The organism is Dyadobacter sp. Leaf189, assembly GCF_001424405.1.
In the GTDB taxonomy this organism is placed as follows: Bacteria; Bacteroidota; Bacteroidia; order Cytophagales; family Spirosomataceae; genus Dyadobacter.
The window spans coordinates 1,436,512-1,455,228 of the sequence record NZ_LMPS01000001.1 but is presented as its reverse complement, the minus strand read 5'-3'; the positions used below and the strand labels follow the sequence as shown (position 1 = coordinate 1,455,228).

Below are 18,717 nucleotides of genomic sequence, written 5' to 3'. Positions count from 1 at the left end.
TTCAGAATGCGCTAAACGGCCACCGGTGCCTTAATTCCAGGCCATGGATTATAGTCACGCAACTCAAAATCTTTAAATTCGAAGTCAAGCACGCTTTTCACGTCAGGATTGATCACCATGGTCGGCAGCGAACGCGGCTCGCGGCTGAGCTGCAATTCGACCTGTTCGAGGTGGTTGAGATAAATGTGGGTATCTCCGCCGGTCCACACGAAATCACCCAGATCAAGCTCGCATTCCTGCGCGATCATCATGGTTAACAACGCATAGCTGGCGATATTAAATGGTACCCCCAGAAAAACATCCGCACTGCGCTGATAAAGCTGGCAGGACAGCTTACCCCTGGTTTCACCAGCCTCTTCATCGGGTGGGGCTACGTAAAACTGGAATAATGCATGACAGGGCTGCAATTTCATCTGGGACAATTCGGCAGGGTTCCAGGCCGACACCATAATTCGGCGCGAGTCAGGTGTGTTTTTCAGTTGTTTCAAAACTTCCTGCAACTGGTCAACCGACTTCCCGTTTGCGCCTTCCCAGCTTCTCCATTGTTTCCCGTAAACCGGGCCCAGATCGCCATTCTCATCCGCCCATTCATCCCAGATGGACACACCGTGATCTTTGAGGTACTTGATGTTGGTATCTCCCTTCAAAAACCACAGCAGTTCATAGATAATGGACTTGGTATGTACCTTTTTGGTAGTGACAAGCGGAAATCCGTCTTTCAGGTTAAAACGCATCTGATATCCAAAAACGCTGATCGTTCCTGTTCCAGTGCGGTCGGTTTTCCGAACTCCGTTTGCCAGAATGTGGCGTAGCAGGTCCTGATATTGTTGCATTTTAAAATTGAATTAATATCTACAAAATGGCTTTTCAGACAGTCGCAATCTCAACGTCATAAGTAATGGTAGCGAGCGCTTCCAGCTGGGCAGTCGCTGAGCAATATTTTTCCATGGATAGCCCGATCGCCTTGTTGATCTTCTTCTCGTCCAGCTGATTTCCGGCAAACTTGAAGGTCAGATGTATTTTACGGAAAGGTTTGCGCTCAGTATTTTCCTCCTGCTCGCGGTCGCCGTCGGCCACGATACGAAAATCGGTGATTTCCTGGCGCTGCTTTTTGAGGATCAGCACCACGTCGATCGCGCTGCAGCTCGCAAGCCCCATTAACAACAATTCCATTGGTCTCACACCCAGGTTACTACCTCCAATTTCAGGAGAGCCGTCGGTATGTACTTTAACTTCTGATGATCCGGAGCCTTCGAAGTGGAAGGCATCATCAACGCGCACTAGTTCAATTTTCATAATGTTTCGAATAGCTGCAAATATACTTACAAATGCGATAGGGCATTTCCCTGATCATTAAAACAACGATAATCCTCGTATATTCGTTTTGATAAAATGTTAACCCTGGCTTCAAATGTTAAAAACCTGCTTGGCGCTGCTTCTTTCAGTGTTTTTGATGCTTTCCTGCAAAAAAAGCGAGGAGAAAGCAGAACCTGCCCGGGAACAGCCCGCCGACACCGAGCTGGCAGGAACCTACCAGGGGTACAAGTTTTTCAATAAGTCAAGAAAAGACTCTCTGGCAGTTACCATGAAGGCAAGCTGGGTAGCTGAACGAAAGCTGGACCTAGAAGAAGTTACGCCATTTAACCACACCAAACAGCTGGAAATGAATGGAACGGATTTTACTTACGACAGAGGAACAGGCGAAGACGGCTGCGGGCGGATTTCCATGAAAGGCACAGGAAACTTCAAAGGAAAGCAATTGTACCTGATCGAAACGATCACCTGCGTTCGCGGGAATGGGCCTGATAAATTTGTCGAATACCGTGTTACCAAAATTTAGCATCAACAAAACGAAACCGGCTTATGTGGAAGGAAGAAGATAACAAGCTAAAAAAAAGCTTCAAGTTCAAGGATTTTAAAGAAGCTTTCGGTTTTATGACCGAAGTATCAGAAGTGGTGAACGAAATGGACCATCATCCGTTTTGGACCAACACCTATAATAAGGTAGACTTCGAACTAAATACCCACAGCGAAGGCGATGTTGTCACCGATAAAGACAGAAAGCTGGCTGCTGCTATTGATGAAATCTTTGAAAAAGGAAAATAAACCCATTGGCAACCCTTTCCTGAAAAGATAGGCGCGCTGCATTTAGATGAAACTTTACATTGTTCCAACTCCGATCGGAAACCTTGAAGATATTACGCTTCGGGCTATAAATGTGCTGAAAAGCGTCGATGCTGTACTTGCGGAAGATACCCGCACATCGGGCTCACTGTTGAAGCATCTCGGGATTTCCAAACCGTTGCACAGCTACCACATCCACAACGAGCATCAAACGGTGACTCGCATTGTGGAACGCATTCTCAAAGGCGAAACCATGGCGCTCGTCTCAGACGCAGGAACGCCCGCTATTTCCGATCCCGGATTTTTGCTGGTGCGTGAATGCATTCGGCAGGGCGTTGACGTTGAATGTCTCCCTGGCCCGACCGCCTTCGTGCCTGCACTCGTCAACTCGGGACTTCCATGCGACCGCTTTACTTTCGAAGGCTTTTTGCCACACAAAAAAGGAAGACAAACGCGCCTGCAAAACCTTACTGACGAGGAGCGTACGATGATTTTTTATGAATCACCGCACCGGCTGGTCAAAGCTTTGCAACAGTTTGCCGAGTTTTTTGGCGCAGAGCGGCAGGTATGTGTATCGCGGGAGCTGACGAAGATTTATGAAGAAAATGTAAAAGGTACTTTGCAGGAAGTAATTGATTATTTTTCACCCAAGACCATCAAGGGCGAGATCGTGATTGTTTTGGCTGGTAAACCCGAAGAAAAAAAGAAATCTGATAAATATGAGGATTAAGATCCGCGGTACTTTCCGCCAAATTGAGCTTGTTCTGGCTATTCTTTTGTTTCAAACGAATGCATTCGCGCAGCTTCCTGCATTAAGCCCACAGTCCAAAGCAAGCCTGGTTACAGTAGGCCCCGGCCAGGAACTCTACTCTGGGTTCGGGCATAGCGTTCTCTGGATTTACGACCCGGTAACCGGCATTGACCGCGCTTATAATTATGGCACTTTCAGCTTTGGAGAAGGGAATTTTTACATTAAGTTTTTGAGAGGTACCCTGCCCTATTCGCTCTCCGTTTCGCCGCTTGGGTTACAAGCCGAGCATTGGAAGTATGAAAACCGCTCGATTTCCGAGCAGATACTCAATCTGACATTAACCCAGAAACAGCGGCTCTTTCAGTTTCTGGAAACCAATTATTTGCCGGAAAACCGGCAGTATCAATACAAATTCTTTTATGATAACTGTTCCACGCGCATGTCCGGCGCATTGAAAGCAGCTTGCGGCGATAGCCTGATTTACAACGGTTATACCAAGGAAAAACTGAGCTTCAGGCAGTGGATCGACAAATACGCTTACAAACAAAAACCCTGGGCGGATTTTGGAATGGACCTCGCGATTGGTAACCCTTCCGACGAAATTGCAACTGCTGATCAGGCAACTTTTTTGCCCGACAATATGGCGAAGGCATTTGCCGACGCAAAGGTAAAGACAGCCACAGGCACTGCGCCCCTGGTGGCTACAACGCAGGTTCTTTTCACAGCCGAACCCGAACCAGGACCAGGCTCGCTGACACCAACAGTTGTTTTCTGGACACTTGGCATTCTGGTACTTGCATTCACTTACTGGCAGATTAAAAAGGAGAAGATCAACTTCACACTGGATAAGGTGCTGTTCGCAGTGGTGGGACTGGCAGGATGGATTTTGCTGCTGCTGTGGTTTGGGACCAACCATGGGGTAACTTCCTGGAACTACGATATTTTGTGGGCATTCCCATTCTGGCTGCCTGTTATTTTCTTTTTGTCGGAGAAGAAGAAGCCCGCATGGTTTCAGTTTTTCTTGATTTTTTATGGATTTCTCTTACTTTGCGCAACAGGTAATGCTACCAAGCACAATTTTGTAGTTGTCCCGATCCTGCTCATGCTGATTGTACGGGTGTACTACATTAACAACTCACTTTCAAAAATCCCCACCGGGGAAAAGGAATATGGATCTGGAATTACTGACACGAAAAACAATTGAGATTGTAAGACAGGCTTCTTCCTTTATTCAACAGGAAGCCGCGCTGTTTTCAAGAGACAAAATTGAATATAAAGACCTGAATAACCTTGTTTCCTACGTCGACAAGGAGGCCGAAAAGCTGCTGGTGGCAGGATTAAGCAACCTTTTGCCCGAAGCCAGCTACATTACAGAAGAAGGTACAACGGGCATTGAACCCGATCCAACTGCGCTGAACTGGATCATCGATCCGCTCGACGGCACGACCAATTTCATCCACGGAATCCCAGTTTACTGTGTAAGTGTAGGTCTGGCTCGCGGCAAAGAGCTGCTTTTGGGTGTGATACACGAGCCAAATCTGAATGAAATGTTTTACGCCTGGCAGGGCGGCGGAGCGTGGTGCAATGATAAGCCGATCAAAGTTTCGACCGTTCCTTCATTACAGGATAGCCTTATTGCCACCGGATTTCCATACTACAAATTTGAAAAGCAGAAAAGGTATATGCACATCCTGGAACTGCTGATGCAAAGAACACACGGGATCCGCAGAATGGGAGCAGCCGCTGTTGACCTAGCCTACGTAGCCGCAGGCCGCTTTGACGGTTTCTACGAATACAACCTCAATTCCTGGGATATGGCAGCCGGCGTACTCATGATCAAAGAAGCAGGCGGCAAAGTCACAGACTTTCAGGGCACAGACAATTACCTCTTCGGAGGCGACATCATAGCCACAGCCGGCCCAGCCCACCAGCAACTGGTAGAGGTCATCCGGGAGAATTTTTAAAGGGGAGGCCCTTCGACTGCGCTCAGGGTGACAAAGCATTCCCCTTCGACGCCCGGCGGCCCGGTGCGCTCAGGGCTACAAAGCTTCACTCACTTACTTATTCTCTCATTCATTCAGTCATTAAATCATTCAAAATTAAAATGGACAACCTCCGTTACCCAATCGGTCTGTTTCAAGCTCAGGAGAGCTACTCTCTGGCTGAGGTAAAATCAAATATCCAAATTATCAGCGCATTGCCTTCGAAGTTCATCAACCTGCTGGGCAGCTGGGAAGATGACAGGCTTAATACACCTTACCGGCCTGGCGGCTGGACAGTGCGGCAGCTCGTACATCACGTTGCAGACAGCCACATCAATGCATATACACGTTGCAGACTGGCAATGACCGAGGATAATCCCGTGATAAAGCCTTACGAAGAACAACTCTGGGCTGAGTTACCTGACGCCAAAATGGCGCAGATAGATTTATCCATTCAGCTACTTCGCTACGTGCATTTGCGCTGGGTTTTACTGCTCAATTCAATGGACGAAAAAGATCTTGCACGCACTTATGTACATCCTGCAACCAACCGGACCTTCCGTCTGGACGAAGTGATTGCAAATTACGCCTGGCACAGTGAGCACCATTATCAGCATGCATTTCAGCTGGCTTTAAGGAACAATTGGAAATAGGTAAGTGTTTGAGGTATATGCAAACGCAAGAAGTTATCATACTCTTATTGTTCCTCGCCGCAGCCGGCTATATCGGTTGGCGGATCTGGAAATCGTTTGACAAACGAAATGCAGGAGGCTGCGCCAAAGGCTGCGGCTGTGCAGAAGATAAAGCGACTGCATTTAAGTTAAAGTGAAATTTGAGATATCTTAAAGTTACACAGAAGGCCCGTCAAGGGCCTTTTTTGATTTTGAAATTCGCCGATTGTAAAGCGTTCAATGGGTAATGTGGCTCCGAGGGGCTCCCCTTTTATAGCAAAGGGACAGTTCCCAGTTGAATTCGGCTCCAGAGGAGCCCCCTATTTATAGAAGTATAACATTGTCAAAGCGCAGGGCTCCAGAGGAGCCTCCTGTTTATAGAAATGTAACATCGCCAAAGAATGGGGCTCCCGCGGAGCCTCCTACTCAATTCCAATGCGAGAAAAACAGGAGGCTCCGCAGGAGCCCTTGATATAAATGGCATTGCTTTTCTATAAACAGGGAGCCCCGCTGGGGCTGCGGACTGGTGGCTTTTCCACTTTAATACTCTTCAATTACCTGGATAATGCTACACCCAAACCGCTACTCTTCAATTACTGGATAATGCTGCACCCAAAACACCACCCTGCAATTACCTCGATAATGCTGCACCCAAGCCGCTAATCTGCAATTATCTGGTATCGCTGCGCCAAACCGCTACAAACGACAAAAGCCCCGAAATCGGGGCTCCTGTTTATCACTTATTGAAATTAATGCAACAACTACAATGCACCTTTTTTGATATCTTCTACTACGCCTGGATCAAGCAGCGTGGAGGTATCCCCAAGGTTATTTACGTCACCTTCCGAAATCTTTCTTAGAATGCGGCGCATGATTTTACCCGAGCGGGTTTTGGGGAGACCTGTTACAAACTGAACTTTGTCCGGTTTCGCAATCGGGCCAATGATGCGTGATACTGTGGCTGCTATGTCCTTTCTGAACATATCCGGATCGTCCACTTCGTTCTCGGCAATTACATAAGCATAAATCCCCTGCCCTTTAATATCATGGGCATAACCGACTACTGCCGATTCAACCACGCCCAAATGCATATTGATCGCGTTCTCCACTTCCGCAGTGCCGATCCGGTGACCTGACACATTCAATACATCATCAACCCGGCCTGTAATGCGGTAGTATCCGTCTTCGTCGCGCAAGCAACCATCTCCGGTGAAATACATACCAGGGTAAGTGGAAAAATACGTTTGCTTCGCACGCTCGTGGTCGCCGTAGGTCGTGCGGATAATGCCCGGCCATGGGAATTTGACACAAAGGTTACCACTTACATCGTTGCCCTCGATCTCCTGACCATTCTCGTCCACCAGCACCGGCTGGATTCCGGGAAGTGGCAAAGTCGCATAAGTTGGTTTTTCCGGCGTAATCCCAGCCAGCGGCGAAATCATGATACCGCCTGTTTCTGTTTGCCACCAGGTATCCACCAGCGGACAATGATCTGCGCCGATATTGGTTTTAAACCAATGCCACGCCTCTTCATTAATCGGCTCTCCTACGGAGCCTAATTTTGTCAGAGAAGAGAAATCATGCCCCTTTACATAGTCCAGACCAAAGCTCATCAGTGAGCGGATAGCGGTAGGAGCAGTATACAGGATGTTTACTTTGTGCTTTTCAACGATTTTCCACAGCCTGCTTGCATCGGGGTAAGTAGGCACACCTTCGAAAATAACCGAAGTGGCTCCATAGCAAAGCGGACCATATACAATGTAGCTGTGCCCGGTAATCCAGCCGATATCTGCCGTACAGAAGTGAACTTCGCCGGGTTCGTACTGGAATACGTTTGCAAAAGTATAGGTCGTATAAATCATGTAACCTCCGCAAGTATGCACAACCCCTTTGGGCTTACCTGTTGAGCCGGAAGTATAAAGGATAAATAGCATATCCTCTGCATCCATTGGTTCAGCCGGACAGATTGAATCCACGTGCTTTACTTCTTCTTCCCACCACATATCCCTGCCTTTCAGCATGGAAACGGGTGTGCGGGTACGCGTCATCACAATTACATTCTTTACCGAGCTGCATTGTACAAGCGCCTCGTCCACAGTATCTTTCATCGGTATCACCTTCGAGCCGCGGAATGCGCCATCGGATGTGATCACCATGGTGCATTGCGCATCATTGATCCTGTCTGCAATGGATTTTGCTGAAAATCCGCCAAAAACAACTGAATGCACCGCGCCGATTCTCGCGCAGGAAAGTACCGCCACAGTGAGCTCGGGAACCATCGGCAGGTAAATACAAACCCTGTCACCTTTCCTGACACCGTGTTTTTTCAACACATTGGCAAAGCGGCAAACGCGGTCGTAAAGCACGCGGTAGGTGATCGAAACGGCGCGATCTTCGGGATCGTTAGGCTCCCAGATCAGAGCGGGCTGGTCTCCCTTTGTTTCCAAATGCCTGTCAAGCGCATTCTCGGTAATGTTCATTGCTCCCCCTTCAAACCACTTCACATTCGCCTCTTTGAAGTCCCAGCTCAGTACTTTTTTCCAGGGTTTACGCCATTGAAATTGTTGGGCTATCTCTGCCCAGAAACCTTCGGGATCGTCTACGCTATGTTTGTAGGCAACCTGATACTCTTCAAAGGTCTTAATTCTCATGATTTTTAAAGGTTAACTTAGGGAAATTAGGATATTGAGGCGACAAGTTATCATTTTATTCGCCATTGTACAATGTGAAAAGGCAAAGCCAAAAAAGTGTACTTTCACGGCTGGAAACCTGCTTGTACAAGAGTGTTATGAATGAGGCAATTACCCGATCCGACGATCAGGAAGCCGGTTTGAGCCAGGCTGAGATTGATTTTATACAACAAAACCGGCACCGGGATATCAACGAGCTGATCCTGAAACCGGGACCGGTGAATGGATTGGATATCAAGAAAATGGCAGGGCAGATCCTGGCCAGACAAAAGGCCGCGCGCAAGCTCCCCGAATGGTCGCGCCACCCTGCACTCCTCTTTCCGCCGGCGCTGTCGGTCGAACAATCTTCCTCTCAGGCAACTGCCAGGTACAAGGCCACTTTCGTCTCCGGCGAGCGGCTCACCGACATTACTGGCGGAATGGGCGTCGATTGTTTTTACATGAGCGAAAAATTCAGCGAGGTACATTATTTCGAAATGCAGGAACAAGTTGCCGCCGCAGCGCGTGTTAATTTCCTTCACTTGAATGCAAAAAACATCATTGTACACCACGCAGATTCCCTGCAATCACTAGCAGCTACTCCCATTTATTCCGACTGGATATATGCTGATCCGGCGCGGAGAAATGAGCATAAGGAGAAAGTAGTGCAGCTCGCCGATTGTGCCCCTGATCTGCCCGCAAACCAGGAACTGCTGCTGAGCCTCGCACCTCACATCCTGATCAAAACCTCTCCCCTGCTGGACATCGACCTTGCTGCCAAGGCTTTGACAAACCTGAAAGAAGTGCACGTGGTGGGCTATGAAAGTGAATGCAAAGAACTGCTCTTTATTCTTGACAGAAATCACCGGGAGCCTTCATTTACTATCAAAGCGCGCATTGTGGACGAACAAGGAAATGCATTGCATGCGCTGGATTTTGACAGGGAAAAAGAAAGGGACGCAGAAGCTGCCTTTGACCAGCCGCTCGCCTTTTTATACGAGCCGCATGCAGCAGTTTTGAAAGCCGGCGCATTTAAAACGGTTTGTGAAAAATTTGGGTTAAAGAAGCTGGCGGTAAATAGTCAGCTGTACACTTCCGAAACTTTGGTAACGGACTTCCCGGGACGCGCATTTTCGATTGTTGCGCAATGCAAACCGGATATAAAGGAGATTTCAAAGTTCATCGGCGGCAGCAAGGCAAACCTCACCACCCGCAACTTTCCGGCGAAAACAGAAGATTTACGGAAAAAGTGGAAACTGAAAGAGGGCGGTGACTTTTATCTGTTTGCCACTACCCTCTCCAATAATACTAAAACGGTAATTGTAACCCGAAAAGCCTAGTTCAGGAACCGTTCGGTGAATTCCTTTTCTGAAAAACCAACAAGTATCGCCTTGCCGGTGCTGTCTTCAATTAAAGGTCGCTTGATCGCGGAACTATTGGCCGCCAGGATCTTAGCCGCAGCTTCCCCACCTGTTACATCCGCTTTTTGTTCAGCCGGTAACTCTTTCCAGGTGGTAGCGCTTTTATTTAAAACCTTGTCCCAGGGTAGTTCCTTAAACCACTGGCTGATTTTCTCTTCCGAAATCCCGTCTTTCCGGTAATCGTGAAAAGTATAAGCTACATTGTTCTTATCCAGCCAGGTGCGGGTTTTCTTGATGGTATCGCAGTTGGGGATTCCGTAAACGGTCAGCATGAAATTTTAATTAAAACTGAATATTAGATTAAACGCCAGGGATTGCAGCGTCGTCAGGAATGAGGTCGGAGTTGTGCATTTTTTCATCGTCCAGCTCTCCTTCCCAGCGTGCTACTACCGCCGTAGCCAGACAGTTACCAATCACATTCACCGATGTGCGGCCCATATCCATTAACTCGTCGATACCCATAATCAGCAGTACCGGCCATTCGGGCATCCCGAAATTGGCAATCGCGCCGAGCAGAATCACAAGCGTGGCGCGCGGAATACCCGCAACCCCCTTACTGGTGAGCATCAGCAGCAATACCATCGTGAGCTGCTGTCCCAGCGACATTTCGGTACCGGTAGCCTGCGCCACGAACACCGTCGCAAGTGCGAGGTAGAGGGTGGACCCGTCAAGATTGAAGCTGTAACCTGTTGGCATTACAAACGACACAATCTGCCGGGGCACTCCAAACTTCTCCATTTTCTCCATTGCTTTGGGCAATGCGGATTCGGAGCTGGTAGTAGCAAATGCAATGGAAACAGGCTCGAAAATATTTTTGGCAAACTTGATCACCGGAATCCTCGCGATTAAAGCAACAGGGACAAATACGATCAGGATGAAGACGATCAATGCGCAATACAGCGTCGCGAGCAGCAATGCAAGGTTTTTCAAAACATCAATACCCATGTGCCCCACCGTTTCAGCAATGGCGGCGCCTACACCAATCGGTGCGAAGTACATGATGATTTTGGTAAACTTAAACATGACCTCAGCCAGCAACTCAACCCCGTGCACAAACTTCTCTTTCTTCACTGACGGCATCAATGCGAGCGCTATACCAAACAGGACGCTGAAAACCACAATTTGTAAAACCTCCCCGTGGTAAATGGACTTCGCAATGTTTTCAGGAAACGAATGCAGCACGATATCCTGCCAGGTTTGCTCGCTTACCTTAGGCAAAGTCGCATTGAGACTTTCGGGTGGAATAATTCCTTCGCCCGGCTTAAACCAGTTCGCAAAAAACAACCCGATCAGCAATGCAAATGTGGTAACTACCTCAAAGTACAAAAGCGACTTCCAGCCCATTCGGCCTACCTGTTTCAAATCAGAGTGACCGGCGATACCCGTCACCAGGGTCGCGAAAAGTAGCGGCGCGATAACCGTTTTGATCATCTGCAGGAATATCTGCCGCAAGAAATGCAGCTCTGTTCCCATTTTTGGAAAATCATAGCCGATTTCCGTCCCAACCAGCATGGAGATCAGGATAGAGGTCGTCAGGTTCTTTTTGATGATCGCGTAAACGATCAGACTTGCCAGCGCGAGCCAGCGGAGGGAAATAAGCACTGTATCAGAAAGGGGAACAATATCGTAGGCGCTTAGCACTGAGGCGATAGCCGCTACTGTAACTAATGCAATGTTGATTAACGTAATTTTGCTCTTCATATCAGGATTGAAGTGGGAGATCGGTTTGCGATAGTAAACTTATTAAAAATCAATTTAAGGCCAGCTATGAAGCATCTGCATTTCTCACCGTTTGCAGAATTTAATTATTGCCTTAATTCAACATTACTATCGTTTATACCAGGTTTGATCAGGAAAATAAAATAAAAAACTGTTTCTTACAGAATACTAAAGCTGGGATTAATGCAAATATATAAAGGAAGAAGAAACCCGGTTGGTCTCAGGTTGCAGTTTTACAGGTCTAATTTGGCATAAAAATTTAACATGCCTCTGCATACAGGACGAAATTTGCAGCAGCCAGCCACATTCAGCTTTATCTTACCAAATTATGAAAACTGACCTGAATCCTTTGATCCAGTTCTTAAATTGAATATGTTCGGGCACTGCATTTTCCCAACTCAAACCGTCATTTTATGAACCGCCTACTGATCCCGATTGATTTTTCCGAGAACGCCGAGCACGCCCTGAATGCCGCAAAGATCATTGCCGAAAAAGGAGCTACCGAGCTGCTTATCCTGCATGCTTACCAGCCCTATATCGCCGATGTGAACCTTACGCCCGGCGGCGTTTTGCCCGGAGTAGGCGGCGCGGATTTCCTGGCAATGACCACGGACCTCGAAGATGATTACCGAAACAGGCTGGATCAATACGCCGACAACCTCGTTGCCCAAGGCTACAATGCGCGCGCGTTGTGGATGCTGGGTAGTGTGCAGTCTGTTGTGGAAGAGGCCATTGAGGAACATCAGCCCGCTATGGTCATTGTGGGACGGACCGGAACCGGCGGCTTTTTGGATAAGCTGATAGGAAGCTCAGCGACGCATATTGCGCTGCAATCCAAATGCCCGGTGCTTGTGATACCGCCGCAGAGCAATCCGACCACGTTCAGCAAGGTCGTATATGCCACTCAGTTTGAATATGATGAAAATGACATTCTCAAGGAAGTTTTTGTTTTGCTCAACCATTTGGGCGCTCAGCTTACTTTACTGAAAATCCAGTCTGACGCGCAGCCGAATATCCAGCCCGACAATCAGTATATAGATGAGATCAAGGCTGAATTTGCGATCGCGGAGGATCAGATTGTTTATAAAAAAGCGAATCATGTCCTGGACGGAATTGAAGAATATTGCGACGAAGCAGGCGCGGATCTGCTCATTATGTCTGCGCGCGAACGTTCATTTATCGAAGAGTTCCTGATCAACCCGAGCGTTACCAGAAAACTGGTCATCGATACCCACGTACCGCTGCTTGTTTTTCACCTTAAATCCTGAAACTAATTGAGTAAGGAAGAACTAATCCAGGGGCTTGAAAGCGATCAGCTTACGCCTTTGATCAGAAAAACGAAGCGGTACAAACGCCGCAACCTGCTGACTTCGCCGGGCACACTTACTTATGTAGGCCCGGAAATCGCGCTCAAAACAACGGTGCGCAGGATCCAGTATAATGAAAAGATGATCAAAGATGAGGCGGTCAAGTCCCTGAAAGACTGTCTTCCTGCCGGAGAAGGAGAACCTGTTGTAACCTGGCTTGACGTCGACGGGATTCACGAAATTGAACTGATCCAGAAGCTCGGGAATATTTACCATCTCCATTCATTGCTTTTGGAGGATGTGGTGAATACCGAGCACAAGCCCAAGCTCGAACTCTATGATTCGGGACAGCTGTTCCTTACTTTGAAGATGCTGAACATTGAGACTGAACAGCCTATCTGCATCTCGTCCGAGCATGTGAGTTTTGTGTTGGGAAAGAATTACCTGATCTCATTTCAGGAAGAACGGACGAGCGACATTTTCTCTCCGGTACTTTCCAGGCTTGAAGCCTCGGTGGGCAAAACGCGCAAAAACGGGCCTGATTACCTGCTCTTTGCATTGCTCGATGTGGTGGTAGACAACTACTTTATCGTACTCGAAAAATTAGGTGACGAGCTGGATACTGTTGAAGATCAGGTTATCAGGGGAACGGAAGACATTTCACTCAAACAACTTTACGCGCTGAAACGCGAGCTTACCCTGGCCCGGCGGCAGATCTGGCCGCTACGCGACATGCTCAATCAGCTGATCAGGGAAGATAATATTCAGATTTCCAAAGACGTAATTCCCTACTACCGCGACCTTTATGACCACGTAATGCAGGTTTTGGATACCATTGATTCGTACCGCGAATTGGTAGCCAGCCTTGCCGACGTACATCTGTCGACGATCAGCAACAGGATGAACTCGGTTATGAAAACCCTGACGATTTTCTCGGCGGTATTTATGCCGCTTACATTCATTGTAGGTGTTTACGGGATGAACTTTGAATACATGCCCGAGCTCAAAATGCGGTACGGCTATTTTTATGTCTGGGGATTAATGGCGGTAGTCACAACAGGGTTGATATTTTATTTCAAAAGCAAAAAATGGATGTAGGTTTGATACCTTTACGCCGTTTAAAAATGCATTGGAATGAGCTTTACTCCGACGATCTCTCAACCTATCTCAACCACAGCCGCTTACATTCTTACTGACAGCCGCCAGGTATCTTTTCCGGAACAAAGTATATTTTTCGCGATCAAAGGCGAGCGTCACGACGGGCATCACTTTGTCCCTGAACTGTACGAAATGGGTGTGCGGGAATTTGTGCTCGAAGATGCACAGCTACCCGAACAGCTGCGCGAGACAATGGCCGCCTGGAACGACGCCAAAATCTGGATCGTACCTTCTTCGATCCGCGCTTTGCAAAAACTGGTTTCGGAGAAAAGGAGCAAGTTCGATATTCCTGTGATCGGGATCGCGGGCAGCAATGGGAAGACGATCGTGAAAGAGTGGCTGGTGCAGCTTCTATCTCCCGAGCACCGGATCGTAGCGAGTCCCAAAAGCTACAACTCGCAGATTGGTGTACCGCTTTCTGTGTGGAACATCAGCAATGAACATACACTGGGAATTTTCGAATCGGGCATCTCGCAGGCACATGAAATGGAATACCTGCAACCTGTTATGCAGCCCACAATCGGAATTTTTACAAACATCGGTTCTGCGCATGATAATGGTTTCAGGAGCCGCAAGCAGAAAATCACAGAAAAGCTCCGCCTTTTCACCAAGGTCAGAAAGCTGATATACAGGAAGGATTACACGGATATAGATGAAGAAATCAGGCTGATACTGAAACCCGTCAATACATTTCTGAAAACGGTAAGCTGGGGCAGCAGCCGCTCCGGTGCTGATATACAGGTAAGTTTCGAGGTTCACCCTGACAAAACGCAGATACGGTTACAGGGTACGCTCGGCAGTCACATTTTTGAAACTGCATTCCGCGACGAGGCTTCGCTTGAAAACCTGGTTCATTGCATTGTGTTTATGCTTGATTTCGGCATTTCTGCTGACAAGGTTCAGCAGAAAATCAGGCAACTCCGTCCGGTATCCATGCGATTGGAGCTGAAAGAAGGGATCAATCACAATTATGTGGTCGACGATACCTACAACAATGATATACAGGGGCTGGCAATGGCGCTCAACTTCCTGGGACAGCAGGAACAGCGACAGAAAAAGGCGGTTATCATTTCAGATCTTTTACAAACCGGGCAAACCCCGGCTGAACTGTACAGGTCCGTGGCCAGCCTTTTAAGAGAGAAGAATATCCATCAGCTGATTGCGATCGGTCCGCAGATCAGCAGCCAGGCAGCGCTATTTGATTTCCCCATTCAATCTTTTTACAATAACACGGAAGCTTTCCTGAAAGAATTTCCATTTGAATCATTAACCGACAGCTTAATCCTTGTAAAAGGCGCGCGTCCATTCTCTTTTGAGAAGATCGTGCAGCGTTTACAGCAAAAAGCGCATGGTACTGTACTGGAAATCAACCTGGACGCATTGGTACACAACCTCAACTACTATCGCGCAAAAGCAGGAAAGGAAACGAAGATAATGGCGATGGTAAAAGCTTTCGCCTATGGAAGCGGCAGTGCCGAAGTTGCAGCACTTTTACAATACCACAGGGTCGATTATCTGGGAGTTGCGTATGCAGATGAAGGTGTTGTTTTGCGAGAAAACGGGATCAACCTGCCTGTTATGGTGATGAGCCCGGCAACGCCCACATTTGATCTGCTACTTCAGCACAGGCTTGAACCCGAAATATATAGTCGCCGCGTACTGGCCGACTGGATCGCCTACATTGAAAAACTGCCCGCAGGCTCTTACATACCTCCTATCCATTTAAAACTCGATACCGGAATGCACCGGCTCGGCTTTGTTGCCGACGATCTTGACTGGCTAATGCAAAAACTGGGAGAACATCCTGAAATAAAAGTAGCCAGCATTTTCTCACACCTCGTCGGTGCTGATGAAGGTGTGCATAATGAATTTTCAAAACAGCAATATGCCCAGTTCATCGAAGGCGCCTCCTTGCTTGAAAACACGCTTGGCTACAATGTACTGAAACACATTCTGAACTCTGCCGGCATTGTCCGTTTTCCGGAATACAAGCTGGATATGGTCAGGCTTGGGATCGGACTTTACGGGGTTGAAGCAACAGGCCAGGAGCAAAGTGCATTGCAGCACAGCGGTACCCTCAAAACGGTCATTTCGCAGATCAAATACCTGACAACCGGCGAAACGGTCGGTTATAGCAGAAAAGGTCAGATCAGGCACAATTCGGCAATTGCTACCCTGGCGATCGGTTATGCCGACGGATACGACAGGCGCCTGGGGAACGGTGTCGGGCAGGTTTGGGTGAACGGGACGCTTTGCCCTACGATCGGGAATATCTGTATGGATATGACAATGGTCGACGTGACCGAGGCAAATGCCGAAGAGGGAGACGAAGTGATCGTATTTGGCAGGCAGGTACCTATTATTGATCTTGCCAAAAAAATAAACACGATCCCCTATGAGATTCTGACTGGCATAGGAGATCGTGTAAAACGGGTATTTTTTAAAGAGTAACTATTCTTCGCTGCCGGCCTGGGCTTGTATTTCAGGCTCAGCCGGCGTGAGCAGCGCAGCTTCTGCCTTTTTGTCTTCCTCTTCAAACAAATGCGTCGCCATTACTTCGTCCAGCTTGACGTCGTAAAAAGCTTCGTGCACGTTCAGCGGCGCTACGCCTTCTTCGATTTCGCATTTGACGTATGATCCGTCTTCCTGCAATTCGTAAGCATTCACATTGTCCTGCAAGCTGTAATAAAGAATGTGGATCGCCTGCTGCCGCACACGTGGGTCTACCAGCTTAAAAAGCGACTCAATGCGTTTATCGAAGCTTCTTACCATCGCATCGGCACTGCCACCATATACCAGCGGATTTCCATTCTGGTGGAAGTAGAAGATCCGAGAGTGTTCAAGGAAATTGCCTACGAGTGACCTGACAGTGATATTCTCACTTAATCCCTTCCTTTTTGGCCGCAAACAGCACATTCCCCGTACGATCAGGCGGATTGGCACACCTGCTTCCGAAGCTTTATACAGTTCCAGAATCGTATCCCTGTCTTCAAGTGAGTTGATCTTAATGCAGATACCACTTTTCAGTCCGGCCCTCGCATTCTCTGCTTCCTGCTGGATCAGTTCGATCAGCTTGGCGCGCATATACCGCGGCGCAGTGATCAGGTTCTGGTATTCCGTGGGGATAGAATGGCCCGTTATTACATTGAAAAACTCAGAGATATCGTGCGTGTATTCTTCATTGGAAGTTAGCAGCCCGGTATCCGTATACAATCTTGATGTATCCTCATTGTAATTCCCGCTCGACAAATGCGCGTACCGCAATACCCTGTTACCTTCATTTCTGACGATCAGCAGCAGTTTTGTATGCGTTTTGAGCAACCCGATTCCGTAAATCACAAAGCAGCCTGCCTTTTGCAACCTTTGCGCCTCGCGGATGTTATTCTCTTCATCAAAGCGCGCTTTTACCTCAAACAATACTGCCACGTGCTTGCCGTTTTCCGCTGCATGTAAAAGGGCCTCGGTAACACGTGAATTCTTTGCAAGCCGATAAATGGTCAGCTTAATAGATAATACCTTCGGATCCTCTGCGGCTTGTTCGAGCAGCTGCAATACAGGCTCAAAGTTGTTGTAGGGATGATGTAAAAGGATATCCCGCTCCCGCATGGTTTCGAAAATATCTGGAATACGGTCCCTGTCCAGCCCTAGTGGTGGCACAGGCGGGTGGATCGGCGGTATCTGGTCTTTAAATTCCGGATGTTTGATGATATTCCAAAAAGCCGTGTAGTCTATCAAACCTTCGGTGGGAAACACATTGTAATCGTCAATCTCCCAGCGTTTTTTGATCAGGTTAAGCAAGTCAGGATTAATACCCGGCTCTACGGAAACCTGCACTACACGCCCCAGTCTCCGGCTTTTGATCTTCTGCCTGATCTCGTCGATAAAATCTGCTTCGATATCATCGCTCTCCTCCAATGTAAAATCACCGTTGCGGATAATGCGGAACAGGTTCGTCGACGCGATATCTACATTCCGGTAAAGCTTGTTAATGTGCTTTCTGACGATGTTTTCAATGGGTATAAACAGCAGCTCGTCCTCACGTTCAATGACGTAAAATCGCGGCAGGTTCAATGGAAGCTGCACGAAAGACAGTTTTCTATCCTCCTCGGAGGTAGTTCCTTTTACCTGCGTGATCACGCCGAGCACCAGTACTTTGGCAAGCAAAACCGGAAATGCATGGGTATAGTCAAAGAGCATCGGTGTCAGCATCGGGTAAACGGTGCGCTCGAAATACTCTTCCACTGCATTCTTCTCCTCTTCCGTGGTTTCTTCCAGGTCAACAATGCGAAAACCGTGTTTAGAGAAAAGGGGCTTCAACTGGTTGGTATAACATTCATTCTGCCTGCGCACGAAATCGTGTATATCGCGCATCATCACCTTCCGGAAAGGAATTTCCCGCAAGCCTGAATAATCAAGCCGCTCTTTTCCGAAGTCCAGGTAATTGTAAAGACTGCCTACCCGGATCGTGAAGAACTCGTCGAGATTGGAAGATGTGATCGCCAGGAATTTGAGGCGGTCGAAAAGGTTCCTGCTCTCATCCAGTGCCTGATCGAGTACCCGGTCGTTGAATTTCAGCCAGCTCAGGTCACGACTGATCATATCGCTTTGCTGGACCTGGGTAGTAGCTTTCTCCGACAAGGTGATCGCCTTGCTTTCTTCCGAAGGAACGGGCTCCTTGGAGCTCTTAAAGAATGCTAACAAGTTTGTCAACTTACCTTTTTTTTCACTGTTATATGTATGGTTACTCGAATCGGACATAACTAATCTAATGTGTTGTAGGAAACCTGCTAAAATTTCAACGAATGTAAATAATCTATTGTTTTCGGGTCGATGAAGTTTCTGTTAAATTTTGGCTCAAAAAGAAACGGATGACTGCCAGTGACAACCATCCGTTTCGATTGATCCGATGTGAATC

At 47.8% G+C, this 18,717-nt stretch carries 17 protein-coding genes; 11 read left to right on the top strand and 6 right to left on the bottom strand.

The features are described 5' to 3' along the window. Window positions 1-11 precede the first annotated feature (11 nt). Window positions 12-833, bottom strand: a complete 822-nt coding sequence (locus ASG33_RS06110) for a thymidylate synthase (protein WP_056281384.1) — start codon at window positions 831-833, stop codon at window positions 12-14. Window positions 834-867: 34 nt separating this feature from the next. Then, on the bottom strand, window positions 868-1,296 hold the full coding sequence (locus ASG33_RS06105) for an OsmC family protein (protein ID WP_056281383.1): 429 nt from the start codon (window positions 1,294-1,296) through the stop codon (window positions 868-870). 115 nt (window positions 1,297-1,411) lie between these two features. Here ASG33_RS06105 and ASG33_RS06100 point away from each other — a divergent pair, with 115 nt between their 5' ends. From ASG33_RS06100 to ASG33_RS25500, 7 genes are all read left to right on the top strand, one after another. Continuing rightward, a complete protein-coding gene (locus ASG33_RS06100) occupies window positions 1,412-1,840 on the top strand; it encodes a hypothetical protein (RefSeq protein ID WP_056281382.1) in 429 nt (142 codons plus the stop codon). Window positions 1,841-1,863: 23 nt separating this feature from the next. Beyond that, window positions 1,864-2,106, top strand: coding sequence for a 4a-hydroxytetrahydrobiopterin dehydratase (locus ASG33_RS06095; protein WP_056281381.1), 243 nt, complete (start codon window positions 1,864-1,866; stop codon window positions 2,104-2,106). A gap of 46 nt (window positions 2,107-2,152) precedes the next feature. Beyond that, window positions 2,153-2,854, top strand: a complete 702-nt coding sequence (gene rsmI, locus ASG33_RS06090; RefSeq protein ID WP_056281380.1) for a 16S rRNA (cytidine(1402)-2'-O)-methyltransferase — start codon at window positions 2,153-2,155, stop codon at window positions 2,852-2,854. Further along, window positions 2,844-4,079: a DUF4105 domain-containing protein gene (locus ASG33_RS06085; protein WP_056283356.1), complete on the top strand. Its 1,236-nt coding sequence runs from the start codon at window positions 2,844-2,846 to the stop codon at window positions 4,077-4,079. The genes rsmI and ASG33_RS06085 overlap by 11 nt, the downstream gene beginning before the upstream one ends. Next, on the top strand, window positions 4,045-4,839 hold the full coding sequence (locus ASG33_RS06080; protein WP_056281378.1) for an inositol monophosphatase family protein: 795 nt from the start codon (window positions 4,045-4,047) through the stop codon (window positions 4,837-4,839). The genes ASG33_RS06085 and ASG33_RS06080 overlap by 35 nt, the downstream gene beginning before the upstream one ends. Before the next feature lie 140 nt (window positions 4,840-4,979). Beyond that, a complete protein-coding gene (locus ASG33_RS06075; protein ID WP_056281375.1) occupies window positions 4,980-5,510 on the top strand; it encodes a YfiT family bacillithiol transferase in 531 nt (176 codons plus the stop codon). A 17-nt stretch (window positions 5,511-5,527) separates the two neighbouring features. Next, window positions 5,528-5,686 carry a FeoB-associated Cys-rich membrane protein gene (locus ASG33_RS25500; protein ID WP_082489089.1) on the top strand — a complete coding sequence of 53 codons (159 nt, stop codon included), beginning with the start codon at window positions 5,528-5,530 and terminating at the stop codon, window positions 5,684-5,686. 603 nt (window positions 5,687-6,289) lie between these two features. Here ASG33_RS25500 and acs read toward each other — a convergent pair. Then, window positions 6,290-8,179, bottom strand: a complete 1,890-nt coding sequence (acs, locus tag ASG33_RS06065) for an acetate--CoA ligase (protein ID WP_056281371.1) — start codon at window positions 8,177-8,179, stop codon at window positions 6,290-6,292. Between the two features lie 137 nt (window positions 8,180-8,316). Here acs and ASG33_RS06060 point away from each other — a divergent pair, with 137 nt between their 5' ends. Further along, window positions 8,317-9,537 (top strand): THUMP-like domain-containing protein, encoded by a 1,221-nt coding sequence (locus ASG33_RS06060; RefSeq protein ID WP_056283353.1) that lies wholly within the window; start codon window positions 8,317-8,319, stop codon window positions 9,535-9,537. Here ASG33_RS06060 and ASG33_RS06055 read toward each other — a convergent pair. Continuing rightward, window positions 9,534-9,890: an ArsC family reductase gene (locus ASG33_RS06055; protein WP_056281369.1), complete on the bottom strand. Its 357-nt coding sequence runs from the start codon at window positions 9,888-9,890 to the stop codon at window positions 9,534-9,536. The genes ASG33_RS06060 and ASG33_RS06055 overlap by 4 nt on opposite strands. Window positions 9,891-9,918: 28 nt before the next feature. Beyond that, window positions 9,919-11,319 carry a dicarboxylate/amino acid:cation symporter gene (locus ASG33_RS06050; RefSeq protein ID WP_056281367.1) on the bottom strand — a complete coding sequence of 467 codons (1,401 nt, stop codon included), beginning with the start codon at window positions 11,317-11,319 and terminating at the stop codon, window positions 9,919-9,921. 431 nt (window positions 11,320-11,750) lie between these two features. On the opposite strand from ASG33_RS06050, the gene ASG33_RS06045 reads away from it, so the two are divergent. Genes ASG33_RS06045 through ASG33_RS06035 form a run of 3 tightly spaced genes read left to right on the top strand, consistent with a single transcriptional unit; the run spans window position 11,751 to window position 16,253 of the window. Next, a complete protein-coding gene (locus ASG33_RS06045; RefSeq protein WP_056281365.1) occupies window positions 11,751-12,605 on the top strand; it encodes a universal stress protein in 855 nt (284 codons plus the stop codon). A gap of 6 nt (window positions 12,606-12,611) precedes the next feature. Continuing rightward, the gene (gene corA, locus ASG33_RS06040) at window positions 12,612-13,742 is read left to right on the top strand and encodes a magnesium/cobalt transporter CorA (RefSeq protein ID WP_229238571.1); all 1,131 of its coding nucleotides are present in this window, start codon (window positions 12,612-12,614) and stop codon (window positions 13,740-13,742) included. A gap of 36 nt (window positions 13,743-13,778) precedes the next feature. Then, window positions 13,779-16,253 carry a bifunctional UDP-N-acetylmuramoyl-tripeptide:D-alanyl-D-alanine ligase/alanine racemase gene (locus tag ASG33_RS06035; protein ID WP_056281362.1) on the top strand — a complete coding sequence of 825 codons (2,475 nt, stop codon included), beginning with the start codon at window positions 13,779-13,781 and terminating at the stop codon, window positions 16,251-16,253. On the opposite strand, the gene ppk1 is transcribed toward ASG33_RS06035, so the two are convergent. Beyond that, window positions 16,254-18,560, bottom strand: coding sequence for a polyphosphate kinase 1 (ppk1, locus tag ASG33_RS06030; RefSeq protein WP_056281361.1), 2,307 nt, complete (start codon window positions 18,558-18,560; stop codon window positions 16,254-16,256). It abuts the gene before it with no gap. Window positions 18,561-18,717 lie beyond the last annotated feature (157 nt).

What these genes read in the sequence shown, in the direction of transcription:
- ASG33_RS06110 (WP_056281384.1), bottom strand. Translation starts at nt 833, where the DNA reads ATGCAACAATATCAGGACCTGCTACGCCACATTCTGGCAAACGGAGTT.
- ASG33_RS06105 (WP_056281383.1), bottom strand. Translation starts at nt 1,296, where the DNA reads ATGAAAATTGAACTAGTGCGCGTTGATGATGCCTTCCACTTCGAAGGC.
- ASG33_RS06100 (WP_056281382.1), top strand. Translation starts at nt 1,412, where the DNA reads ATGTTAAAAACCTGCTTGGCGCTGCTTCTTTCAGTGTTTTTGATGCTT.
- ASG33_RS06095 (WP_056281381.1), top strand. Translation starts at nt 1,864, where the DNA reads ATGTGGAAGGAAGAAGATAACAAGCTAAAAAAAAGCTTCAAGTTCAAG.
- rsmI (WP_056281380.1), top strand. Translation starts at nt 2,153, where the DNA reads ATGAAACTTTACATTGTTCCAACTCCGATCGGAAACCTTGAAGATATT.
- ASG33_RS06085 (WP_056283356.1), top strand. Translation starts at nt 2,844, where the DNA reads ATGAGGATTAAGATCCGCGGTACTTTCCGCCAAATTGAGCTTGTTCTG.
- ASG33_RS06080 (WP_056281378.1), top strand. Translation starts at nt 4,045, where the DNA reads ATGGATCTGGAATTACTGACACGAAAAACAATTGAGATTGTAAGACAG.
- ASG33_RS06075 (WP_056281375.1), top strand. Translation starts at nt 4,980, where the DNA reads ATGGACAACCTCCGTTACCCAATCGGTCTGTTTCAAGCTCAGGAGAGC.
- ASG33_RS25500 (WP_082489089.1), top strand. Translation starts at nt 5,528, where the DNA reads ATGCAAACGCAAGAAGTTATCATACTCTTATTGTTCCTCGCCGCAGCC.
- acs (WP_056281371.1), bottom strand. Translation starts at nt 8,179, where the DNA reads ATGAGAATTAAGACCTTTGAAGAGTATCAGGTTGCCTACAAACATAGC.
- ASG33_RS06060 (WP_056283353.1), top strand. Translation starts at nt 8,317, where the DNA reads ATGAATGAGGCAATTACCCGATCCGACGATCAGGAAGCCGGTTTGAGC.
- ASG33_RS06055 (WP_056281369.1), bottom strand. Translation starts at nt 9,890, where the DNA reads ATGCTGACCGTTTACGGAATCCCCAACTGCGATACCATCAAGAAAACC.
- ASG33_RS06050 (WP_056281367.1), bottom strand. Translation starts at nt 11,319, where the DNA reads ATGAAGAGCAAAATTACGTTAATCAACATTGCATTAGTTACAGTAGCG.
- ASG33_RS06045 (WP_056281365.1), top strand. Translation starts at nt 11,751, where the DNA reads ATGAACCGCCTACTGATCCCGATTGATTTTTCCGAGAACGCCGAGCAC.
- ASG33_RS06035 (WP_056281362.1), top strand. Translation starts at nt 13,779, where the DNA reads ATGAGCTTTACTCCGACGATCTCTCAACCTATCTCAACCACAGCCGCT.
- ppk1 (WP_056281361.1), bottom strand. Translation starts at nt 18,560, where the DNA reads ATGTCCGATTCGAGTAACCATACATATAACAGTGAAAAAAAAGGTAAG.